Raw genomic sequence first — 16415 nt, forward strand, 5'->3', positions numbered from 1 at the left:
TGGCGGCAAATGGCTGCGGCACCGGATTTGCGGGAAAATTTTTAAAACCTAACTAAATTTTACGAGATGGATTATCAGGTGACATTCGGCGGCCGGCCCGTGAAGCTGGAGGGCCGCCACTGCCAGGTGGGGGAGAAGGCCCCTTCGTTTACATTGACCGATGCTGCGCTGCAGCCGGTACCGTCGGATCGCTTCAGCGGCAAGGTGCGTATCTACAGCATCTTCCCGTCGGTCGACACGTCGGTCTGCTCGCTGCAGAACATCCGCTTCAACCGCGAGGCCTCGAAGCTGGGCGACGAGGTGGTTGTGATCTCGATTTCGGTGGATCTGCCCTTTGCGCAGAAACGTTTCTGCGCGGCCGAGGGGATCGACCGGGTGCATGTCCTGTCGGACTACCGCGAGCTGGATTTCGGCATGAAGTACGGCTTTGTGCTGGAGGGGCTCCGGCTGTTGGCCCGGGGCGTGGTGGTGGTCGACCGGGACGATCGGGTGCGTTACGTGGAGTATGTCCCCGAGGTGACGCATGAGCCCGATTACGAGGCGGCGCTTGAGGTGGCCCGCACGCTGGTTGGCGCGTAGAGACCCGGGCGGATGACTCCGGCTCACTGAATGGAGAAAGGCGGCGATCCCATGCGGATCGCCGCCTTTTTTTGCGGATATCGCCGGTGCATTGCCGGATTGCTTTTTGGCCGGATTGTCCCTTCGCCGGATGTCCCTTCGCCGGATGCCCCTTTGTCGGTTTGCCGGTTCATCCCTTTGCCGGTTCGTCCCTTTGCCGGGTTGCCCCTTTACGAGCCCCCTCCTGCAGCCCCCTCCTGCAGCCCCTCCTCCGGCCTGCTACCGCTTGCGCAGGTAGACCGTTGCGGTGCGCGAGGTGTTGTAGATGCGGATGCGGGGGTACTCCTTCCCGTCGTCGCCCGTGACGTTGAACGAGAAGTGCTCCGAGTCCATCGACTGCCGCTCCTGCCCGCCGAAACGCCGCTCGTCGGTCGAGAGGATCGGCACATACTTGCCCGGGCCCTGCACCGGCAATTCATAGTCGGGGATCGAGGCCGTGGGGTGCCAGTTGAAGACGAAGAGCAGCCGTCCGTGCGAGAAGGCCATCGTCTTGTTGTGCTCGTCCATGAGCAGGTTCCACGGATAGCCGTCCGCGAGGACCCTGTATTTCTTGACCAGCTGGATCATCGCCCGGTCGAAATCCCCCAGCCACGAGTAGCGCAGCAGACGGTTGCGCGAGAGCGACCACTGCCGCCGCGCATGGGCATAGCTCCAGCCGTTGCCCTCGCGCGGGAAGTCGATCCACTCGGGGTGCCCGAACTCGTTGCCCATGAAGTTGAGGTAGGCCTGTCCGCCGGTGGAGATCGTCATCAGCCGGATCATCATGTGCAGGGCCATGCCGCGGTCGATGATGAGGTTCTGCGAGGCGCGGTCCATGTGGAAGTACATCTCCTTGTCCATCAGACGGAAGGCGATGGTCTTGTCGCCTACGAGGGCCTGGTCGTGCGATTCGGCGTAGGCGACGGTCTTGACCTGGGGCAGACGGTCGGTCATGACGGACCACATCTCCCAGATGTTCCACTCCTCGTCGGGAATATCCTTCAGCAGCTTGATCCAGAAGTCGGGGATGGCCATGCCGAGGCGGTAGTCGAATCCGATGCCGCCGTCGTCGATCGGGATGCACATGCCGGGCATTCCGCTCACGTCCTCGGCGATGGTGACGGCCGCCGGGCGGAATTCGTGGATCAGGCGGTTGGCCAGCGTGAGGTAGGTGATGGCATCCTCGTTGACGCCGGCGTCGAAGTAGCGGTCGCGCGAATCGAACGTGACGTAACCGTGGTGGTGGTAGATCATCGAGGTGACACCGTCGAAGCGGAATCCGTCGAAGTGGAATTCGTCGAGCCAGTACTTGACGTTCGAGAGCAGGAAGTGCTGCACCTCCTGTTTCCCGTAGTCGAAGAGTTTCGAATCCCAGTAGGGCTGGTTTCCCTCCTCGCCCGGACGCGAGTAGAGGTGGTCCGTACCGTCGAGTTCGTTGATTCCCTCGTTGAGGTTCTTGACGTAGTGGGCGTGGACGAGGTCCATGATGACGGCCAGCCCCATCTCGTGGGCGCGGCGGATCAGCTCCTTCAGCTCCTCGGGGGTTCCGCAGCGCGACGTGGGGGCGAAGAAGCTCGAGACGTGGTAGCCGAACGAACCGTAGTAGGGGTGTTCGGCGATGGCCATCAACTGCACGGCGTTGTAGCCGTCGCGCTTGATGATCGGGAGGATCTTCTCCGTAAATTCGCGGTAGGTGCCCACCCCTTCGCGCTCCTGGGCCATGCCGACGTGCGCCTCGTAGATGAGCAGGCTGCCGAGCGTCGAGGCGTCGAAGGCGTCGCCCTGCCAGTCGAAGGGCTCGGCCGGCTGCCAGAACTGGGCGGTGAAGTTTTTCGTCTGCTCGTCCTGCACCACGCGGCGGGCATAGGCCGGGATGCGGTCCATCCAGCCGTTATCGCCGTGGACGTGGATTTTGTAGAGCGATCCGTGGGTAAGTCGGTCGCGGTACATCGCCGCGGGGAAGAAGGCGCTCCAGACACCGGCCTGGTCACGGTGCATGCGGATCTCGGTGCGCTGCCAGTTGTTGAAGTCGCCGAAGACGTAGACGTCCTGCGCTCCGGGCAGCCACTCGCGCAGCCACCATCCGTCGAGCGTGGGGTCCCACTGCCAGCCGTAGTAGCGGTAACCGTTGGCGTAGTCGACGATCGAACCGGCCGAGCGGAGGATCTCCGCCATCTTGGCCTCGTAGCGGGCATGGCGCGCGTTCATCTGCTCCTCGACGGGCCGCAGCCACTCGTCGTGTTCGACGATCGGGAGTCGTTTCGGGGTCGTATTCTCTTTTTCCATAGGGGAGTCGTTTATACAAATGTACGAAAAATCCCGGAGCCGGGCATCATCTGCCGGGGAGTTTTTTGTCGGATCGGGAGCGGATTTTTTTCAGAACGGCGGGGTCGGTCGGTAAAAAATGCGGATTTTGGGGCCCATTTTTTGCGAAACGGTAACCTGTGTTCTTCGAAAATCTCGAAAAAATTTCTAAATTTGTCGTCAAACCAAAAAAAGAACCACTCTCTAAAATCCAAAATCAACTATGTTCAAAGGACAACCCAAAGGTTTGTACGCCCTTTCGCTGGCCAATACGGGCGAGCGCTTCGGCTACTACACCATGCTTGCGATCTTCACGCTGTTTCTGCAGGCAAAATTCGGTTATACCGAAGCGGTTACGACCCAGATCTACGGCATCTTCCTGGCTGCGGTCTATTTCATGCCCTTCTTCGGCGGCATTCTGGCCGACCGGTTCGGCTTCGGAAAGATGGTCACGCTGGGAATCTTCGTGATGTTCGCGGGCTATGCGCTGCTCTCGATCCCGACGGGTACGGGCTTTGCGGGTCAGGCGATGATGTTTGGCGCCCTGGCATTGATCGCCTGCGGTACGGGCCTCTTCAAGGGGAACCTCCAGGTGCTGGTGGGCAACCTCTACGATGACCCCGCCTACCAGGCCAAACGCGACAACGCCTTCTCGATCTTCTATATGGCCATCAACATCGGCGCGATGTTCGCTCCGGGCATGGCCAAATGGATCACCAACCACTTCCTGGCCCAGGACGGTCTGATCTACAACGGACAGATCCCGGCCCTGGCTCACCAGTACCTCGAGCTGGGCGGGCAGATGCCCGCCGAACCGCTGGCCAAACTGCAGGAGCTGGCCGCCTCGATGAGTACGACGATCACCGATCTGGGCGAATTCTCGCGCCACTATATCGACAAGCTTTCGACGGCCTACAACATGGGCTTTGGTGTGGCGTGCCTCTCGCTGGTTGTCTCCTACCTGATCTACGTGGGCTTCCGCAAGACGTTCAAGCATGCCGACGTGACGGCCAAGCAGCAGGCAGCCGCCGCCACCTCCGCCGGCGTGAAGACGGCCGAACTGACTCCGGCACAGACCAAGTCGCGCATCACGGCGCTGATGCTTGTCTTCGCGGTGGTGATCTTCTTCTGGATGGCCTTCCACCAGAACGGCTCGACGATGACCTTCTTCGCGCGTGACTACACGACCTCCGAGGCGACGGGCATTACGCGCATGGGCTTCGATATCTTCAATCTGGTGCTGGTGCTGGTGGGAGTCTACGGCATCGTGGGCTTCTTCCAGTCGGAGAAGGGGCGCGGCAAACTGATCTCGGCCGCCGCCGTGGTCGTAGCCGCCGGCGTGCTGATCTACCGCTATACGCTTACGCCCGATCCGGTTCACATCCTGCCGCAGGAGTTCCAGCAGTTCAACCCCTTCTACGTGGTGGGTCTGACGCCGATTTCGGTGGCCATCTTCACGGCCCTGGCCCGCAAGGGCAAGGAGCCCTCGGCTCCGCGCAAGATCGGTCTGGGTATGATCATCGCCGCGTTGGGCTTCCTGATCCTGACCATCGGTTCGGTGGGACTGATGTCGCCGGCCGAGGTGAAGGCTGCCGGGGCGAGTGATCAGTTTGTCTCGCAGAACTGGCTGATTTCGACCTATCTGGTGCTGACGTTCGCCGAGCTGCTGCTCTCGCCGATGGGAATCTCGTTTGTCTCGAAGGTGGCCCCTCCGAAGTACAAGGGTATGATGATGGGCTGCTGGTTTGCCGCCACGGCCATCGGCAACTACGCCACCTCGCTGATCGGCTATCTGTGGGGCAGCGGCATGGCGCTGTGGATGGTCTGGAGCGTGCTGATCGTGCTGTGCCTGCTCTCGGCGCTCTTCATCTTCTCGATCATGCGCAAACTCGAAAATGCCACGGCGGCCTGAGGCCGACCTGCACTGAAGACGGGCCCGGACGATCAGTCGTCCGGGCCCGTCTTTGCATCATCGACCGGTGTTCAGACTCCGGTTAACTTGTCCTTTGAGAGACTCCCTCCGATAACGGGTGATTTTTTTGTATAAACACGGGTGTGTTTTATTTATTGTATTGTATTTCAGGTTGTTGTAGTGTAAGATAGCCGGCTGTTTAATAAGATGAACAAACCGGACAAGAGATGATGGAACCCAAACGAAACATGGAAATCGAGCGGTCGATGTGCGCGCTGTTCGGCTCGATTGTCGGCGTGCTGGGTTCGGGACGGCTCGAAGGGGTCGGGCGGAGCCTGCTCCATTCGGTCTATTCCAACCACACGAACCCCGACGACGGGAAGCATCTGCTTTTCGATGCCTTCCTGCTCCTGGAGTTCATGTATTCGGGGCAGTACAACGGGGTGGTGGCCACCGAAAGGGCCTTTGCCGGCGGGTATGGCCTCAATTCGGCCCACAAGGAGGATTGGCAGGCGCTGATCGACTGCTATTTCGAGAGATTACCTGAGCAGCCTCAAAGATGGAGTTCGACGACACGCTGCTCAACGATCCGGTCAAGGCCAACCGTCTGCGCAGCTACATGAAGTATTTCAAGTGGTACGGCGCCCGGGAGACACAGAACATGGCCTATTATGTGGGCGACGATGCCGTGCGGAACATGAAATACTCCACCTGCGACGATATTCACTCGCTCTACTGCGAGTAGGGCTTTTTTTGAAAGGGACAGGTCCGTTTGGAATGGGGCGGGCCCGGCCGGGCGACGGTTTGGCCGAATCTTTGCGGGACGAACCGGAAAACTCTTTTGGTTTTTCCGGTTTATTTTTTATTTTTGTATTCGGACAACACTCTATACCATGGATCAGAAGGATCGTATCGTCGCTCAGGCGATGCAGATGTTTGTGTCGGAGGGGATCAAATCCGTCCGCATGGACGATATCGCCCGTCAGCTGGGCGTCTCGAAACGTACGCTCTACGAGCTCTTCGGCGACAAGGAGAGCCTGCTCTATCTGGCCATGGAACACTGGTTCGAATGCAAACGCCTCGAACGGGAACGGGCCGGAGCCGGTGCGGGCAATGTCCTCGAGGCGATGTTCCGGGTCCTGGACTGCGTGCTGAACGACTCGGAGTCCGTCCATCGCTTGCTGAACAGCCTGCGGAAGTTCTATCCGGCGGTGTACGATCGGCTGATGAGCGAAGGCTCGGCCAAGAGCCGTCGCGACTTGCGACAGATGCTCGAACGGGGCATTGCCGATGGTCTGTTTGTCGCGACGATCAATATCGAGCTGGCCATTTCGGTCCTCTACTATACGGCCTCGGCGGTCACCGACCGCAAGGATCTGCTGCTGCCCGACGGCATGAGCGAACGCGAGGCCTACCTGCAGGTCGTCAGCACCTTTTTCCGGGGGATATCGACCCCCGAGGGGCTGCGGCTGGTCGACGACTACCGCAAACGCTACGTTTCGCCGGCCTGCGGAGTGCCGAAATCTTAGCTCATGACAAAACATCCGACACGCCATGAAGAAAATGCTGTATACGCTCGCCGTGGGGATGCTTGCTCTCCTTGCGGGCGTTTCTGATGCGGCGGGGCAGATGCGCCTGACGCTGGAGCAGGCGCTCGAACTGGCCCTGAGTGAGAACCCGACCGTGAAGGTGGCCGACATGGAGGTCGCGCGCTACGACTACGTGCGGCGCCAGACGTGGGGATCGCTGCTGCCGCAGCTCACGGCTTCGGGCAACTATACGCGTTCGATCGTCAAGTCGGAGATGCGGGGCGGGCTGTCGTTCGGCGCCGACAACACCTTTGCGCTGCAGGGCGACCTGACGCTGCCGCTCTTTGCGCCGTCGGTCTACCGGACGCTGAAGATGAACGACGCACAGCGTGCGGCGGCGGTCGAGGCGGCGCGTTCGTCGCGCATCGACCTGGTGGCCGAGGTGCGCAAGGCCTTCTACAACATCCTGCTGGCCGAACAGTCGCTGGCGGTGCTGCGCGAATCGGAGGCCACGGTGCAGCGCACGGTCGACGACACGCAGGTGCAGTACGACCACGGCCTGATGTCGGAGTATGACCTGCTGACGGCCCAGGTGCAGTTGAGCAACCTGCGGCCGACGATCCTCCAGACCGAGAATTCGATCAAGCTGGCCAAGCTGATGCTGAAGATGTACCTGTCGATCCCCGAGCAGGTGGAGATCGAGGTCGAGGGGTCGCTCGACGCGCTGCGCGGCGAGGTGCTGGCCGGGACCGACGGTCTGACGGCCGACGTGTCGCGCAACAGCAGCCTGCGCACGCTCGAACTGCAGGAGGAGTTGTTGAGGCGGTCGCTGCGGGCGGCCAACGCCGGACGTCTGCCGACGCTGGCGGCCTTCGGTACGGCCTCCTGGACGGGCAACGACATGGAGCCCTTCATGGGTTTCGGCAGCGGGGACGATTCGCGTTATTTCTGGACCCATCCGATCTCGGTGGGGGTGCAGCTGTCGGTGCCGGTCTTTGCGGGTCTGACGCGCATGAACCGGTCGCGGGAGCTGAAGAACCAGATTGCGCAGACCTCCCTGCAGCGCACCTATGCGCGGCAGCAGCTGGACGTGCAGGTGCGCTCGGCGCTGAACGACCTGCTGACGGCGCGCGAGACGATGTTCGCGCAGGAGCTGACCGTCGAACAGGCGCGCAAGGCCTACCGGATCTCCGACACGCGCTACCGGGCCGGAGCGGGGACGATCCTCGAACTGAACAGCGCCCAGCTGTCGCAGACCCAGGCGCAGCTGAACTATTCGCAGGCGATCTACGACTACCTTTCGGCCAAGGCCGAGTACGACCGGATCGTGGGGCGGGAACAATGACATCGAATAACGGACAAACGGCAAGGACAGAACCATGAAAAAGATGCTGTGGATGATGGCGGCGGCCGCCCTGACGGCCGGCTGCACGGGCAACCGGGGTGCGGGCCCCGCAACGGAGACGAAAGGGGTGCTGACACGCTGCGTGGCGGCCGACAGTACGACGGTGCGTCTGACGGAGGAGTTCACCTCGGAGATCGAACCCTACCGCGAGAACGACATCACGCCGGCGGCCACGGGCGTGCATATCGACCGCATCTGGGTTGAGGTGGGCGACGAGGTGCAGGCCGGAGAGCTGGTCGTTTCGCTCGACCCGACGCAGTATACGCAGCAGCTCGTCCAGCTGCAGACCATCGAGAGCGACTACAACCGCCTGCTGCCGGTCTACGAGGCCGGTGGCATCTCGGCGCAGCAGATCGAACAGGCGCGGGCGCAGTTGGACGTGCAGCGCGAGGTGGTTGCCAACCTGAAGAAGAACATCGAGGTGCGTTCGCCGATCACGGGGGTGGTCACGGCGCGCAACTACGAATCGGGCGACCTCTTCGCGCAGCAGCCGATCCTGCACATCATGCAGATCAATCCGCTGAAGGTCATCGTCAACATCTCGGAGCAGTTCTTTCCGCAGGTGAAGGTCGGTATGCCGGTCGAGCTGCAGGTGGAAATCTTCCCCGAGAAGGCGTTTGCCGGGGAGGTGTCGCTGATCTATCCGGCGCTGGACCCGGCGACGCGGACCTTCAAGGTGGAGGTCCGCGTGCCGAACTCCGAGGGGATCCTCCGCCCGGGGATGTACGCCCGCACGCGGTTCGACATGGGCAGCAAACCGGGGGTGATGGTCCCTGACGTGGCTGTGCAGAAGCAGATGGGGTCGGCCGAACGCTACCTCTACGTCATCGTGGGGGATTCGGTGACCGAACGGCGTTCGGTGGAGGTGGGACGCCAGGTGGGTGACCGGGTCGACATCCTGCGGGGTGTGGCCGCGGGCGAGCAGGTGGCCGTGACGGCGCTGTCGAAACTCTACGACGGGGCGCCGGTGGAAGTCAAACAGGAGTAAAAGCGACAGCCGATGAAGATTTACGAAAGTGCCGTACGCAAGCCGATCTCCACGGTGCTGATATTTGTCGGGGTGATGGTGCTGGGGCTCTTCTCGCTGAAGAACCTGGCTGTGGACCAGTATCCCGAGATCGAGATTCCGCAGATCTCGGTCATCACGATGTACCCCGGAGCGAACGCCGCCGAGATCGAGACCAACATCACGCGCGTGCTGGAGGACAACCTCAATACGGTGAGCAACCTCAAGAAGCTGACCTCCAAATCGCAGGACAACGTCTCGATGATCACCGTGGAGTTCGAGTACGGGTCGGACCTCGACGAGGGGGCCAACGAGATCCGCGATGCGGTGTCGCGCGTGCAGTCGCTGCTGCCCGACGGGATCGAGTACCCGACGATCTTCAAGTTCTCGTCGTCGATGATGCCGATCATGATGCTGGCGGTGACGGCCGAGGAGAGCTATCCGGCGCTGAGCAAGATTCTCGACGACAAGCTGGTCAACGTCCTGAACCGGGTCGACGGCGTGGGGGCCGTCACGGTGATGGGGGCCCCGGAGCGCGAGGTGCAGGTGAATGTCGACCCGGCGCGTCTGGAGGCCTACAACCTGACGGTCGAGCAGCTGGGGCAGATCATCGCCGCGGAGAATGTCAACATCCCGAGCGGCACGATCGACATCGGCAACAATACGTTCAACATCAAGGCTGACGGGGAGTTCCGCCTTTCGGACGAACTGCGCCAGGTGGTGGTGTCGAACGCCGGGGGACGCACGGTGATGCTTTCGGACGTGGCCGAGATCCGCGACACGCTCGAGAAGGCCACCATGGATGAGCGGGTCAACGGCCAGCGGGGCGTTCGGGTGATGTTCCAGAAGCAGTCGGGGGCCAATACGGTCAATATCGTCCGCGAGATCGAGTCGCGGCTGCCGGCCATCCAGAAGAGTCTGCCGCGCGACGTGAAGATGGAGCTGATCTTCGAGGGTTCGCAGGAGATCACCGATGCCATCGGGTCGCTGTCGGAGACCATTCTCTATGCCTTTATCTTCGTGGTGCTGGTGGTGATGATCTTCCTGGGGCGCTGGCGGGCGACGCTGATCATCTGCATGACGATCCCCGTCTCGCTGATCTGTTCGTTCATCTACCTCTTCGCCACGGACTCGACGATCAACATCATCTCGCTCTCGTCGCTGTCGATCGCCATCGGCATGGTGGTCGACGATGCCATCGTGGTGCTGGAGAACATCACCACCCATATCGAGCGGGGTTCGACGCCGAAGGAGGCCTCGATCTACGCCACCAACGAGGTGTGGCTGTCGGTCATTGCCACGACGCTGGTGGTTGTGGCGGTGTTCCTGCCGCTGACGCTGGTTCCGGGCATGGCGGGCATTCTGTTCCGCGAGCTGGGGTGGATCGTGACGATCGTGGTGTGCGTCTCGACGGCGGCGGCCATCACGCTGACGCCGATGATGTCGGCCTACCTGCTCAAACGCGAGGGCGGCGTCCATACCTGCCGCGGACTGGGCGTCGTCTACAAACCGATCGACCGGGCGCTGGCGTGGCTCGACAATGCCTATGCGCGTTCGCTCGACTGGGTGGTTCACCATCGCCGGCTGACGGTCATCTCGATGATGTCGCTCTTCGTGCTCTCGCTGGGGCTGCTGACGCAGGTCCCGACGGAGTTCTTCCCGCCGTCGGACAACAACCGCATTGCGGCGACGGTCGAACTCGAACAGAACGTTTCGGTGGAGTACACCTCGCGCATCGCCCGTCAGATCGACAGCATTCTCTACGCGAAATATCCCGAGGTGGTGCTGGTTTCGGCCTCGGCGGGAGCCAACTCGTCGGACGATGCCTTTGCGGCGATGCAGACCACCGGTTCGCACCTCATCAACTACAACCTGCGACTGACCGACGTCGAGGGGCGTGAGCGGTCGATCTACGTCATTTCGGACCTGCTGCGTCAGGATCTGGACCGCATACCCGAGATCCGGCAGTATACGGTCACGCCGGGCGGAGCGATGGGCGGCATGGTCGGCGGAGCGGCGACGGCCGACGTGAAGGTCTTCGGCTACGACATGGATGTGACGAATGCCGTGGCGAACGATCTGAAGGAGCGGATGCGCGCGCTGCCGGGGGTGCGCGACGTGAAGCTCTCGCGCGACGACCTGCGCCCGGAGTACAACGTGGTCTTCGACCGCGAGCGGCTGGCCTACTACGGGATGAACAGTGCGACGGCCTCGCAGGCCGTGCGCAACCGCATCGACGGGCTGGTGGCCTCGAAATACCGCGAGGACGGTGACGAATACGACATTGTGGTCCGCTACGCCGAACCGTTCCGCACGCGGGTGGAGGATGTCGAGAACATCACGCTCTACAACGCTCAGGGGCGTCCCGTGAAGCTCAAGGAGGTGGGACGCGTCGAGGAGGAGTATGCGGCGCCGATGATCGAGCGCGAGAACCGTCAGCGGGTCATCTCCGTCGAGTCGACGCTCGGTGCGGGGGTGGCGCTGGGCGACGTGGTGGCCGAACTCAACCGCCTGATTGCCGGTTACCCGACGCCCGACGGCGTGGATCTCGAGGTGGGCGGTACGGTCGAGGATCAGGGCGATGCCTTCTCGGATCTGCTGACGCTGTTCGTGCTGATCGTCATTCTGGTCTACATCGTCATGGCCACGCAGTTCGAGTCGCTGAAGTTCCCCTTCATCATCATGTTCACCATTCCGTTTGCCTTCACGGGGGTTTTCCTGGCGTTGTGGCTGACTTCGACGCCGCTGTCGCTCATCGCACTGATCGGTGCGATTATGCTGGTGGGCATCGTGACGAAGAACGGCATCGTGATGGTGGACTACATGAACCTGCTGATCGAACGGGGGTCGGGGGTCTTCGAGGCGGTGATAGCGGGCGGCAAGAGCCGTCTGCGTCCGGTGCTGATGACCTCGTTCACGACGGTGCTGGGCATGCTGCCGCTGGCCATCGGCACGGGAGCCGGTTCGGAGACGTGGCAGCCGATGGGCATTGCGGTGATCGGCGGACTGACCTTCTCGACCATCCTGACGCTCTTCATCGTGCCGGTGCTCTATTCGATTCTGGTCCACCGTTCCCGGCGTCGCGAGCAGCGTCGTTTGGCCCGTCAGGCGACCATGCACCAGGCCGGGAGCCATTGACCGGCCGGCCCCTGCACAAGAACGGACAACAAACAACGAGAACCAACCATACCATGAAAGCCGTATTTTTATCCTATAACCAGGCACTGACGGATCGTGTGCACGCCATTCTTGACGAGCAGGGGATCCGGGGTTTCACGAAGTGGGCCCTGACCCAGGGCCGCGGCTCAGTGGACGGCGAACCCCACTACGGGACGCACGCCTGGCCGTCGATGAATGCCTCGATTCTGGCCATCATCGACGACGAACAGCTCGAACCGCTGATGACGGCCCTGCGCGAACTGGATGCCTCGACCCGGATGCAGGGTTCGCGCGCCTTCTACTGGACCGTCGAAGGGGGCTTCTGAATCCCACCCGCCGGGGGACCAAGACCCACCCGCCGGGGAGTTAAGACCCACTCGCCGGATGACAGGGTCCCTCCTGCCGGGATGACGGAAACTCCTTCCGCCGGCACGGCAAGGCTCTCCCGCCGCCATCCAAAGGTCCTCTCTGCCGGCAAGAAAAGGCCCCCGTACGATGCGTCGTACGGGGGCCTTTTCGAGTGTCCGGGGCTTATTCCCCCTGTTGAATTTTCAGCGTGAATCCGCCGCCCGGCGCCAGATGGACGGCAAACGGCTCGGCGGTATCGATGCGGATCTCTTCGCGGCGATAGTCCGAGGCCTTGCGGTCGGCATTCACCCCGTCGCGGAAGAGTTCAGCCTGGAGACTGCCGCCCAGGAACGAGAGGTCGATCTTCAGGTCGCGGGGCGTCCAGTCGGTGATGCCGCCGATGTACCACGTTGAGCCCTTGCGGCGTGCGGTGACGATGTATTCGCCGATGCGGCCGTCCAGAATCCGGGTTTCATCCCACACGGTGGGGATCCGGGCGATGAACGACGTGCACTCCTCTTCGCGGAGGTAGTTCGTCGGGGAGTCGCAGAGCATGTTGAGCGGGGAGTCCAGCACGACGTAGAGGGCCAGCTGGTGGCACCGCGTGCCCTGACTCATCGGCTCCGTGTAGTTGGGGTGAAAACCCTGGCGCGTGGCGTTGATCATGGCGCCCTGCGTGTAATCCACCGGGCCGGCGACCTGACGGATGAAGGGGATCGTGGCGTCGTATTTCATCTGGTCGACCTTCGACGAGTTCCATTTCATCTGCTCCAGTCCGTGTACGCCCTCGAAGTTGAGGATGTTGGGCCAGGTCCGGTTCAGTCCGGCGGGTTTGTGGGTTCCGTGCAGGTCGAGGATGAGGTGGTATTTGGCGGCGGTTTCGGCGGCCCGGGAGTTGAAGAGGGTCATCTGCTGGTCGTCGCGGTCCATGAAGTCGACCTTGAAGCCCTTGACGCCCATTTCGGCGTAGTGGCGGCACACCTCCTCCATGTCGCGCTGGAAGGCGTGGAATCCGGCCCAGAGAATGATCCCGACGCCCTTCGAATCGGCGTACCGGACGATCTGCCGCAGGTCGATGTCGGGATTGATCTGCATGAGGTCGGCGCCCTTTCCGGCAGCCCAGCCGTCGTCGAGGATGACGTATTCGATGCCCTGCGAGGCGGCGAAGTCGATGTAGTATTTGTAGGTTTCGGTGTTGATGCCGGCCCGGAAGTCAACGCCGGCAAGGTTCCATGCGTTCCACCAGTCCCAGGCGACCTTTCCGGGGCGGATCCACGACAGGTCGTCGATCTTCGAAGGCTCGGCGAGCAGATAACTCAGGTTCGAGGCGGCAATTCCGGCATCGTTTCCGATGATGGCGACGCGCCAGGGGAAGGTGCGCGGTCCGGGAACATCGGCGATATGGACGGCGCGTTCCAGCACGACATGTTCGATTCCGTTGTAGCCGCCCGGCCGGGTGCGGATCGGACACGGAGCGAACTGTCCGCAGAGGTTGTTTCCGCCGTCCGGATTGCGGAGGTAGAGTCCGGGATAGTCGCGCAGGTCGCTCTCCGTGAGACAGATCTTCACCTGCCGGCCGGCATCCACGACGAGCGGCAGGAAGGCCAGGCGTCCGGTTTTGAGTTGCGAGAGCCGTGCGACGGTGTAGGTGCTTTCGAAGGAGTTGAAGTACTGCTTTTCCCAGTCGCCGTCCTCTCCGGCCCGCACGTAGGGCAGCGTGGCCGTGAAGTCCTCGGGGAAGCGATAGGCGACCTCTTCGTTCAGAATGGCGAAGGGTTTCTTCGAACGGTTGACAAAGCGGTAAGCGACGCCGTCGTCGTAGGCGCGGAATTCGACCTCCCAGCCGCCCTTCATGCGGAGCGTGAGGGCGTTGTAGTGGTCGCGGATCGAATCGGCGCGGTAGAAGGGCGAAGCGACCCATTGATCAACCGACGATTGCGACGCCTTGGCAACGCGGGCATCGGGACCCCAGACCGAGCCGTTGTTCAACCTTAGCGACAGGGGCGAAGGTTCGAGCAGCGTACGACCGTTGAGGCGGATGTCGTAGGAGAGTTCTCCGCCGACGGAGACGGTCGTCTGCAGGGCGCCGTCGGGCGATGCGAGCGTGTAGCGTTTTTGAGCCGGAAGGGCTGCCGTGACGAGCAGGGCGGCGGCAAGCAGCAAAGTTTTTTTCATTCGGGTTTAAACTGTTTTGGGTTTGATTTCGAGTTTGTAAACTTAATAAATAAATACTGTTTCTGCAAGCTCTTTTTCGGAGTTTCGGTCCGATTCCGTGCATCGCGATTTTGCGGGCCGGGCATGCGGCGGTTTGCCCGAAAATGCTTACCTTTGCCGACATGAAGCTCACTTTTCTGGGAACCGGAACCTCACAGGGCGTGCCCGTGATCGGATGCCGCTGCCGGGTCTGCACGTCGCCCGACCGGCGCGATCACCGTCTGCGGACCTCGGCCATGGTCGAGACGCACGGTGTGCGGCTGGTGATCGACGCGGGACCCGATTTCCGCTACCAGATGCTCCGCACGGGGGTGAGCCATCTCGACGGCATCCTGCTTACGCACGAGCACAAGGACCATATCGGCGGTCTGGACGACGTGCGGGCCTTCAATTTCGTCGACTATCCGCCGACGATCCATCGGGTCGACATCTACGCCTCGCCGCGGACGCTGGCCTGTGTGCGCAAGGATTTCGACTATGCCTTTGCGCAGGACAAGTACCGCGGCGTCCCCGAGATCGAGCTCCACGAGATCGACGTCACGCGCCCCTTTACGGTGAAGGGGGTGGAGATCGTCCCCGTCTCGGGACACCACTCCGAACGCTTCACCGTGACGGGCTACCGCATCGGGCCGCTGGCCTACCTGACGGATTTCAAGACGATCGAGGATCGGGAGGTGGAGAAGCTTCGCGGGGTGGATACGCTGGTGGTCAACGCCCTGCGCTTCAAGGAGCACTACTCGCACTTCAACGTGGCCGAGGCGCTGTCGCTGATCCGCCGCGTCGAACCCCGTCGGGCGTGGCTCACGCACATGTCCCACGACATCGGGCTGCAGGCCGAGACGGAGCCGAAGCTCCCCGCGGGTGTCCGGATGGCCTGCGATATGCTGGAGGTCGAGATCGAAGATTGAAACACGAAAATACGCTATGAAGACATTGAAAGATCGCGTGATTGTCATCACGGGAGCCTCGTCGGGCATCGGCGAGGCGATGGCCAAGGTATATGCGGCCCAGGGGGCCCGGGTGGTGCTCGGGGCCCGGAGCGAGGACAAACTCCGCCGGCTGGCCGACGAGATCCGCTCGCAGGGCGGAGCGGCGGCCTTCTGTGGCGTCGATGTGACGAAACCCGAGGAGTGCCGGGCGCTGATCGAGACAGCCATCCGGGAGTTCGGGCGGCTGGACGTGCTGATCTGCAACGCCGGCATCTCGATGCGGGCGCTCTTCGACGATGTCGACCTGGAGGTGCTCCACCGCCTGATGGATGTCAACTTCTGGGGCACGGTCAACTGCTGCAAGTACGCCTTGCCCTATCTGCAGGCGACGAAGGGCTCGATTGTCGGCATCTCGTCCGTGGCCGGGCTGCACGGACTGCCGGGGCGTACGGGCTATTCGGCGTCGAAATACGCCATGACGGGCTTTCTGGAGACGCTGCGCATCGAGAATCTGAAAAAGGGGCTCCACGTGATGATCGCCTGCCCGGGCTTCACGGCCTCGAACGTGCGCTTCTCGGCGCTGACGGCCCATGGGGCGCAGCAGGGTGAGACGCCGCGCGACGAGTCGAAGATGATGACGGCCGAAGAGGTGGCCCGCATCGTCGGTCGCGGCATTGTGCGCCGCAAACGGTTGTGTCTGATGGAGATCGAGGGGCGTGCGACGCATTTCGTGAAGAAATTCGCTCCGGCGTTCCTTGACCGGATGTTCTATCTGGTGATGTCGCGCGAGCCGGATTCGCCGCTCAAGTAGCGTAGCGGCCGAAGCCATGCCACAGAGGGGCCTTCTCGGTGAGAAGGCCCCTCTCGTTTGTTGCCTTCCCGCCTGCCGGAGACGGGATTGCTTGCCTCATGCCTTCCTTTCCCTGCCTCCTGCTTTTCCGCCCCGACGCCCTTGCCTCTCCGCCCCGGCATCCTTGTCTTTCCGCCCCGACGCTCCCAACACCCCTCACCC

Annotated in this window: 13 protein-coding genes; 11 read left to right on the top strand and 2 right to left on the bottom strand. The window is 62.1% G+C overall.

Going from position 1 to position 16415, the window contains the following annotated elements:
- The first annotated feature begins 66 nt into the window (after positions 1-66).
- Positions 67-579 carry a thiol peroxidase gene (gene tpx / locus B5G09_RS12630; protein ID WP_087405451.1) on the top strand — a complete coding sequence of 171 codons (513 nt, stop codon included), beginning with the start codon at positions 67-69 and terminating at the stop codon, positions 577-579.
- 258 nt (positions 580-837) lie between these two features.
- On the opposite strand, the gene B5G09_RS12635 is transcribed toward tpx, so the two are convergent.
- A complete protein-coding gene (locus tag B5G09_RS12635; protein ID WP_087405452.1) occupies positions 838-2883 on the bottom strand; it encodes an alpha-amylase family glycosyl hydrolase in 2046 nt (681 codons plus the stop codon).
- A 241-nt stretch (positions 2884-3124) separates the two neighbouring features.
- Here B5G09_RS12635 and B5G09_RS12640 point away from each other — a divergent pair, with 241 nt between their 5' ends.
- The 8 genes from B5G09_RS12640 (at position 3125) to B5G09_RS12675 (ending at position 12238) form a co-directional block, all read left to right on the top strand.
- Positions 3125-4813, top strand: a complete 1689-nt coding sequence (locus B5G09_RS12640; RefSeq protein ID WP_087309129.1) for a peptide MFS transporter — start codon at positions 3125-3127, stop codon at positions 4811-4813.
- Positions 4814-5043: 230 nt separating this feature from the next.
- Positions 5044-5436: a DUF4855 domain-containing protein gene (locus B5G09_RS14000; RefSeq protein ID WP_162608284.1), complete on the top strand. Its 393-nt coding sequence runs from the start codon at positions 5044-5046 to the stop codon at positions 5434-5436.
- On the top strand, positions 5373-5558 hold the full coding sequence (locus B5G09_RS12650) for a DUF4855 domain-containing protein (RefSeq protein WP_087405454.1): 186 nt from the start codon (positions 5373-5375) through the stop codon (positions 5556-5558). Before B5G09_RS14000 ends, B5G09_RS12650 begins: the two co-directional genes overlap by 64 nt.
- A 148-nt stretch (positions 5559-5706) precedes the next feature.
- Complete coding sequence (locus B5G09_RS12655) at positions 5707-6342, top strand: TetR/AcrR family transcriptional regulator (RefSeq protein WP_087309131.1); 636 nt, start codon at positions 5707-5709, stop codon at positions 6340-6342.
- 25 nt (positions 6343-6367) lie between these two features.
- Positions 6368-7687, top strand: coding sequence for a TolC family protein (locus tag B5G09_RS12660; RefSeq protein WP_087309132.1), 1320 nt, complete (start codon positions 6368-6370; stop codon positions 7685-7687).
- Positions 7688-7721: 34 nt separating this feature from the next.
- On the top strand, positions 7722-8735 hold the full coding sequence (locus B5G09_RS12665; RefSeq protein ID WP_241147677.1) for an efflux RND transporter periplasmic adaptor subunit: 1014 nt from the start codon (positions 7722-7724) through the stop codon (positions 8733-8735).
- Between the two features lie 12 nt (positions 8736-8747).
- Entirely contained in the window at positions 8748-11891 is a 3144-nt protein-coding gene (locus tag B5G09_RS12670; RefSeq protein ID WP_087405455.1) for an efflux RND transporter permease subunit, read from the top strand.
- Positions 11892-11944: 53 nt separating this feature from the next.
- Positions 11945-12238, top strand: coding sequence for a PG0541 family transporter-associated protein (locus B5G09_RS12675; protein WP_087309135.1), 294 nt, complete (start codon positions 11945-11947; stop codon positions 12236-12238).
- Positions 12239-12443: 205 nt separating this feature from the next.
- Here B5G09_RS12675 and B5G09_RS12680 read toward each other — a convergent pair whose 3' ends face one another.
- Positions 12444-14435 carry a glycoside hydrolase family 97 protein gene (locus B5G09_RS12680; RefSeq protein ID WP_087405456.1) on the bottom strand — a complete coding sequence of 664 codons (1992 nt, stop codon included), beginning with the start codon at positions 14433-14435 and terminating at the stop codon, positions 12444-12446.
- A gap of 161 nt (positions 14436-14596) precedes the next feature.
- Between B5G09_RS12680 and B5G09_RS12685 the strand changes: the two genes are divergently transcribed.
- Both B5G09_RS12685 and B5G09_RS12690 read left to right on the top strand, forming a co-directional pair.
- Positions 14597-15382, top strand: a complete 786-nt coding sequence (locus B5G09_RS12685) for an MBL fold metallo-hydrolase (RefSeq protein ID WP_087405457.1) — start codon at positions 14597-14599, stop codon at positions 15380-15382.
- A gap of 16 nt (positions 15383-15398) precedes the next feature.
- Positions 15399-16214: an SDR family oxidoreductase gene (locus tag B5G09_RS12690; protein ID WP_087405458.1), complete on the top strand. Its 816-nt coding sequence runs from the start codon at positions 15399-15401 to the stop codon at positions 16212-16214.
- The last annotated feature ends 201 nt before the right edge of the window (positions 16215-16415 follow it).

The organism is Alistipes sp. An54, assembly GCF_002159375.1.
Lineage (GTDB): Bacteria > Bacteroidota > Bacteroidia > Bacteroidales > Rikenellaceae > Alistipes > Alistipes megaguti.

Bases quoted from the DNA above. Each gene is read 5' to 3' on its own strand.
- tpx (WP_087405451.1), top strand. From the start codon at position 67: ATGGATTATCAGGTGACATTCGGCGGCCGGCCCGTGAAGCTGGAGGGC.
- B5G09_RS12635 (WP_087405452.1), bottom strand. From the start codon at position 2,883: ATGGAAAAAGAGAATACGACCCCGAAACGACTCCCGATCGTCGAACAC.
- B5G09_RS12640 (WP_087309129.1), top strand. From the start codon at position 3,125: ATGTTCAAAGGACAACCCAAAGGTTTGTACGCCCTTTCGCTGGCCAAT.
- B5G09_RS14000 (WP_162608284.1), top strand. From the start codon at position 5,044: ATGGAACCCAAACGAAACATGGAAATCGAGCGGTCGATGTGCGCGCTG.
- B5G09_RS12650 (WP_087405454.1), top strand. From the start codon at position 5,373: ATGGAGTTCGACGACACGCTGCTCAACGATCCGGTCAAGGCCAACCGT.
- B5G09_RS12655 (WP_087309131.1), top strand. From the start codon at position 5,707: ATGGATCAGAAGGATCGTATCGTCGCTCAGGCGATGCAGATGTTTGTG.
- B5G09_RS12660 (WP_087309132.1), top strand. From the start codon at position 6,368: ATGAAGAAAATGCTGTATACGCTCGCCGTGGGGATGCTTGCTCTCCTT.
- B5G09_RS12665 (WP_241147677.1), top strand. From the start codon at position 7,722: ATGAAAAAGATGCTGTGGATGATGGCGGCGGCCGCCCTGACGGCCGGC.
- B5G09_RS12670 (WP_087405455.1), top strand. From the start codon at position 8,748: ATGAAGATTTACGAAAGTGCCGTACGCAAGCCGATCTCCACGGTGCTG.
- B5G09_RS12675 (WP_087309135.1), top strand. From the start codon at position 11,945: ATGAAAGCCGTATTTTTATCCTATAACCAGGCACTGACGGATCGTGTG.
- B5G09_RS12680 (WP_087405456.1), bottom strand. From the start codon at position 14,435: ATGAAAAAAACTTTGCTGCTTGCCGCCGCCCTGCTCGTCACGGCAGCC.
- B5G09_RS12685 (WP_087405457.1), top strand. From the start codon at position 14,597: ATGAAGCTCACTTTTCTGGGAACCGGAACCTCACAGGGCGTGCCCGTG.
- B5G09_RS12690 (WP_087405458.1), top strand. From the start codon at position 15,399: ATGAAGACATTGAAAGATCGCGTGATTGTCATCACGGGAGCCTCGTCG.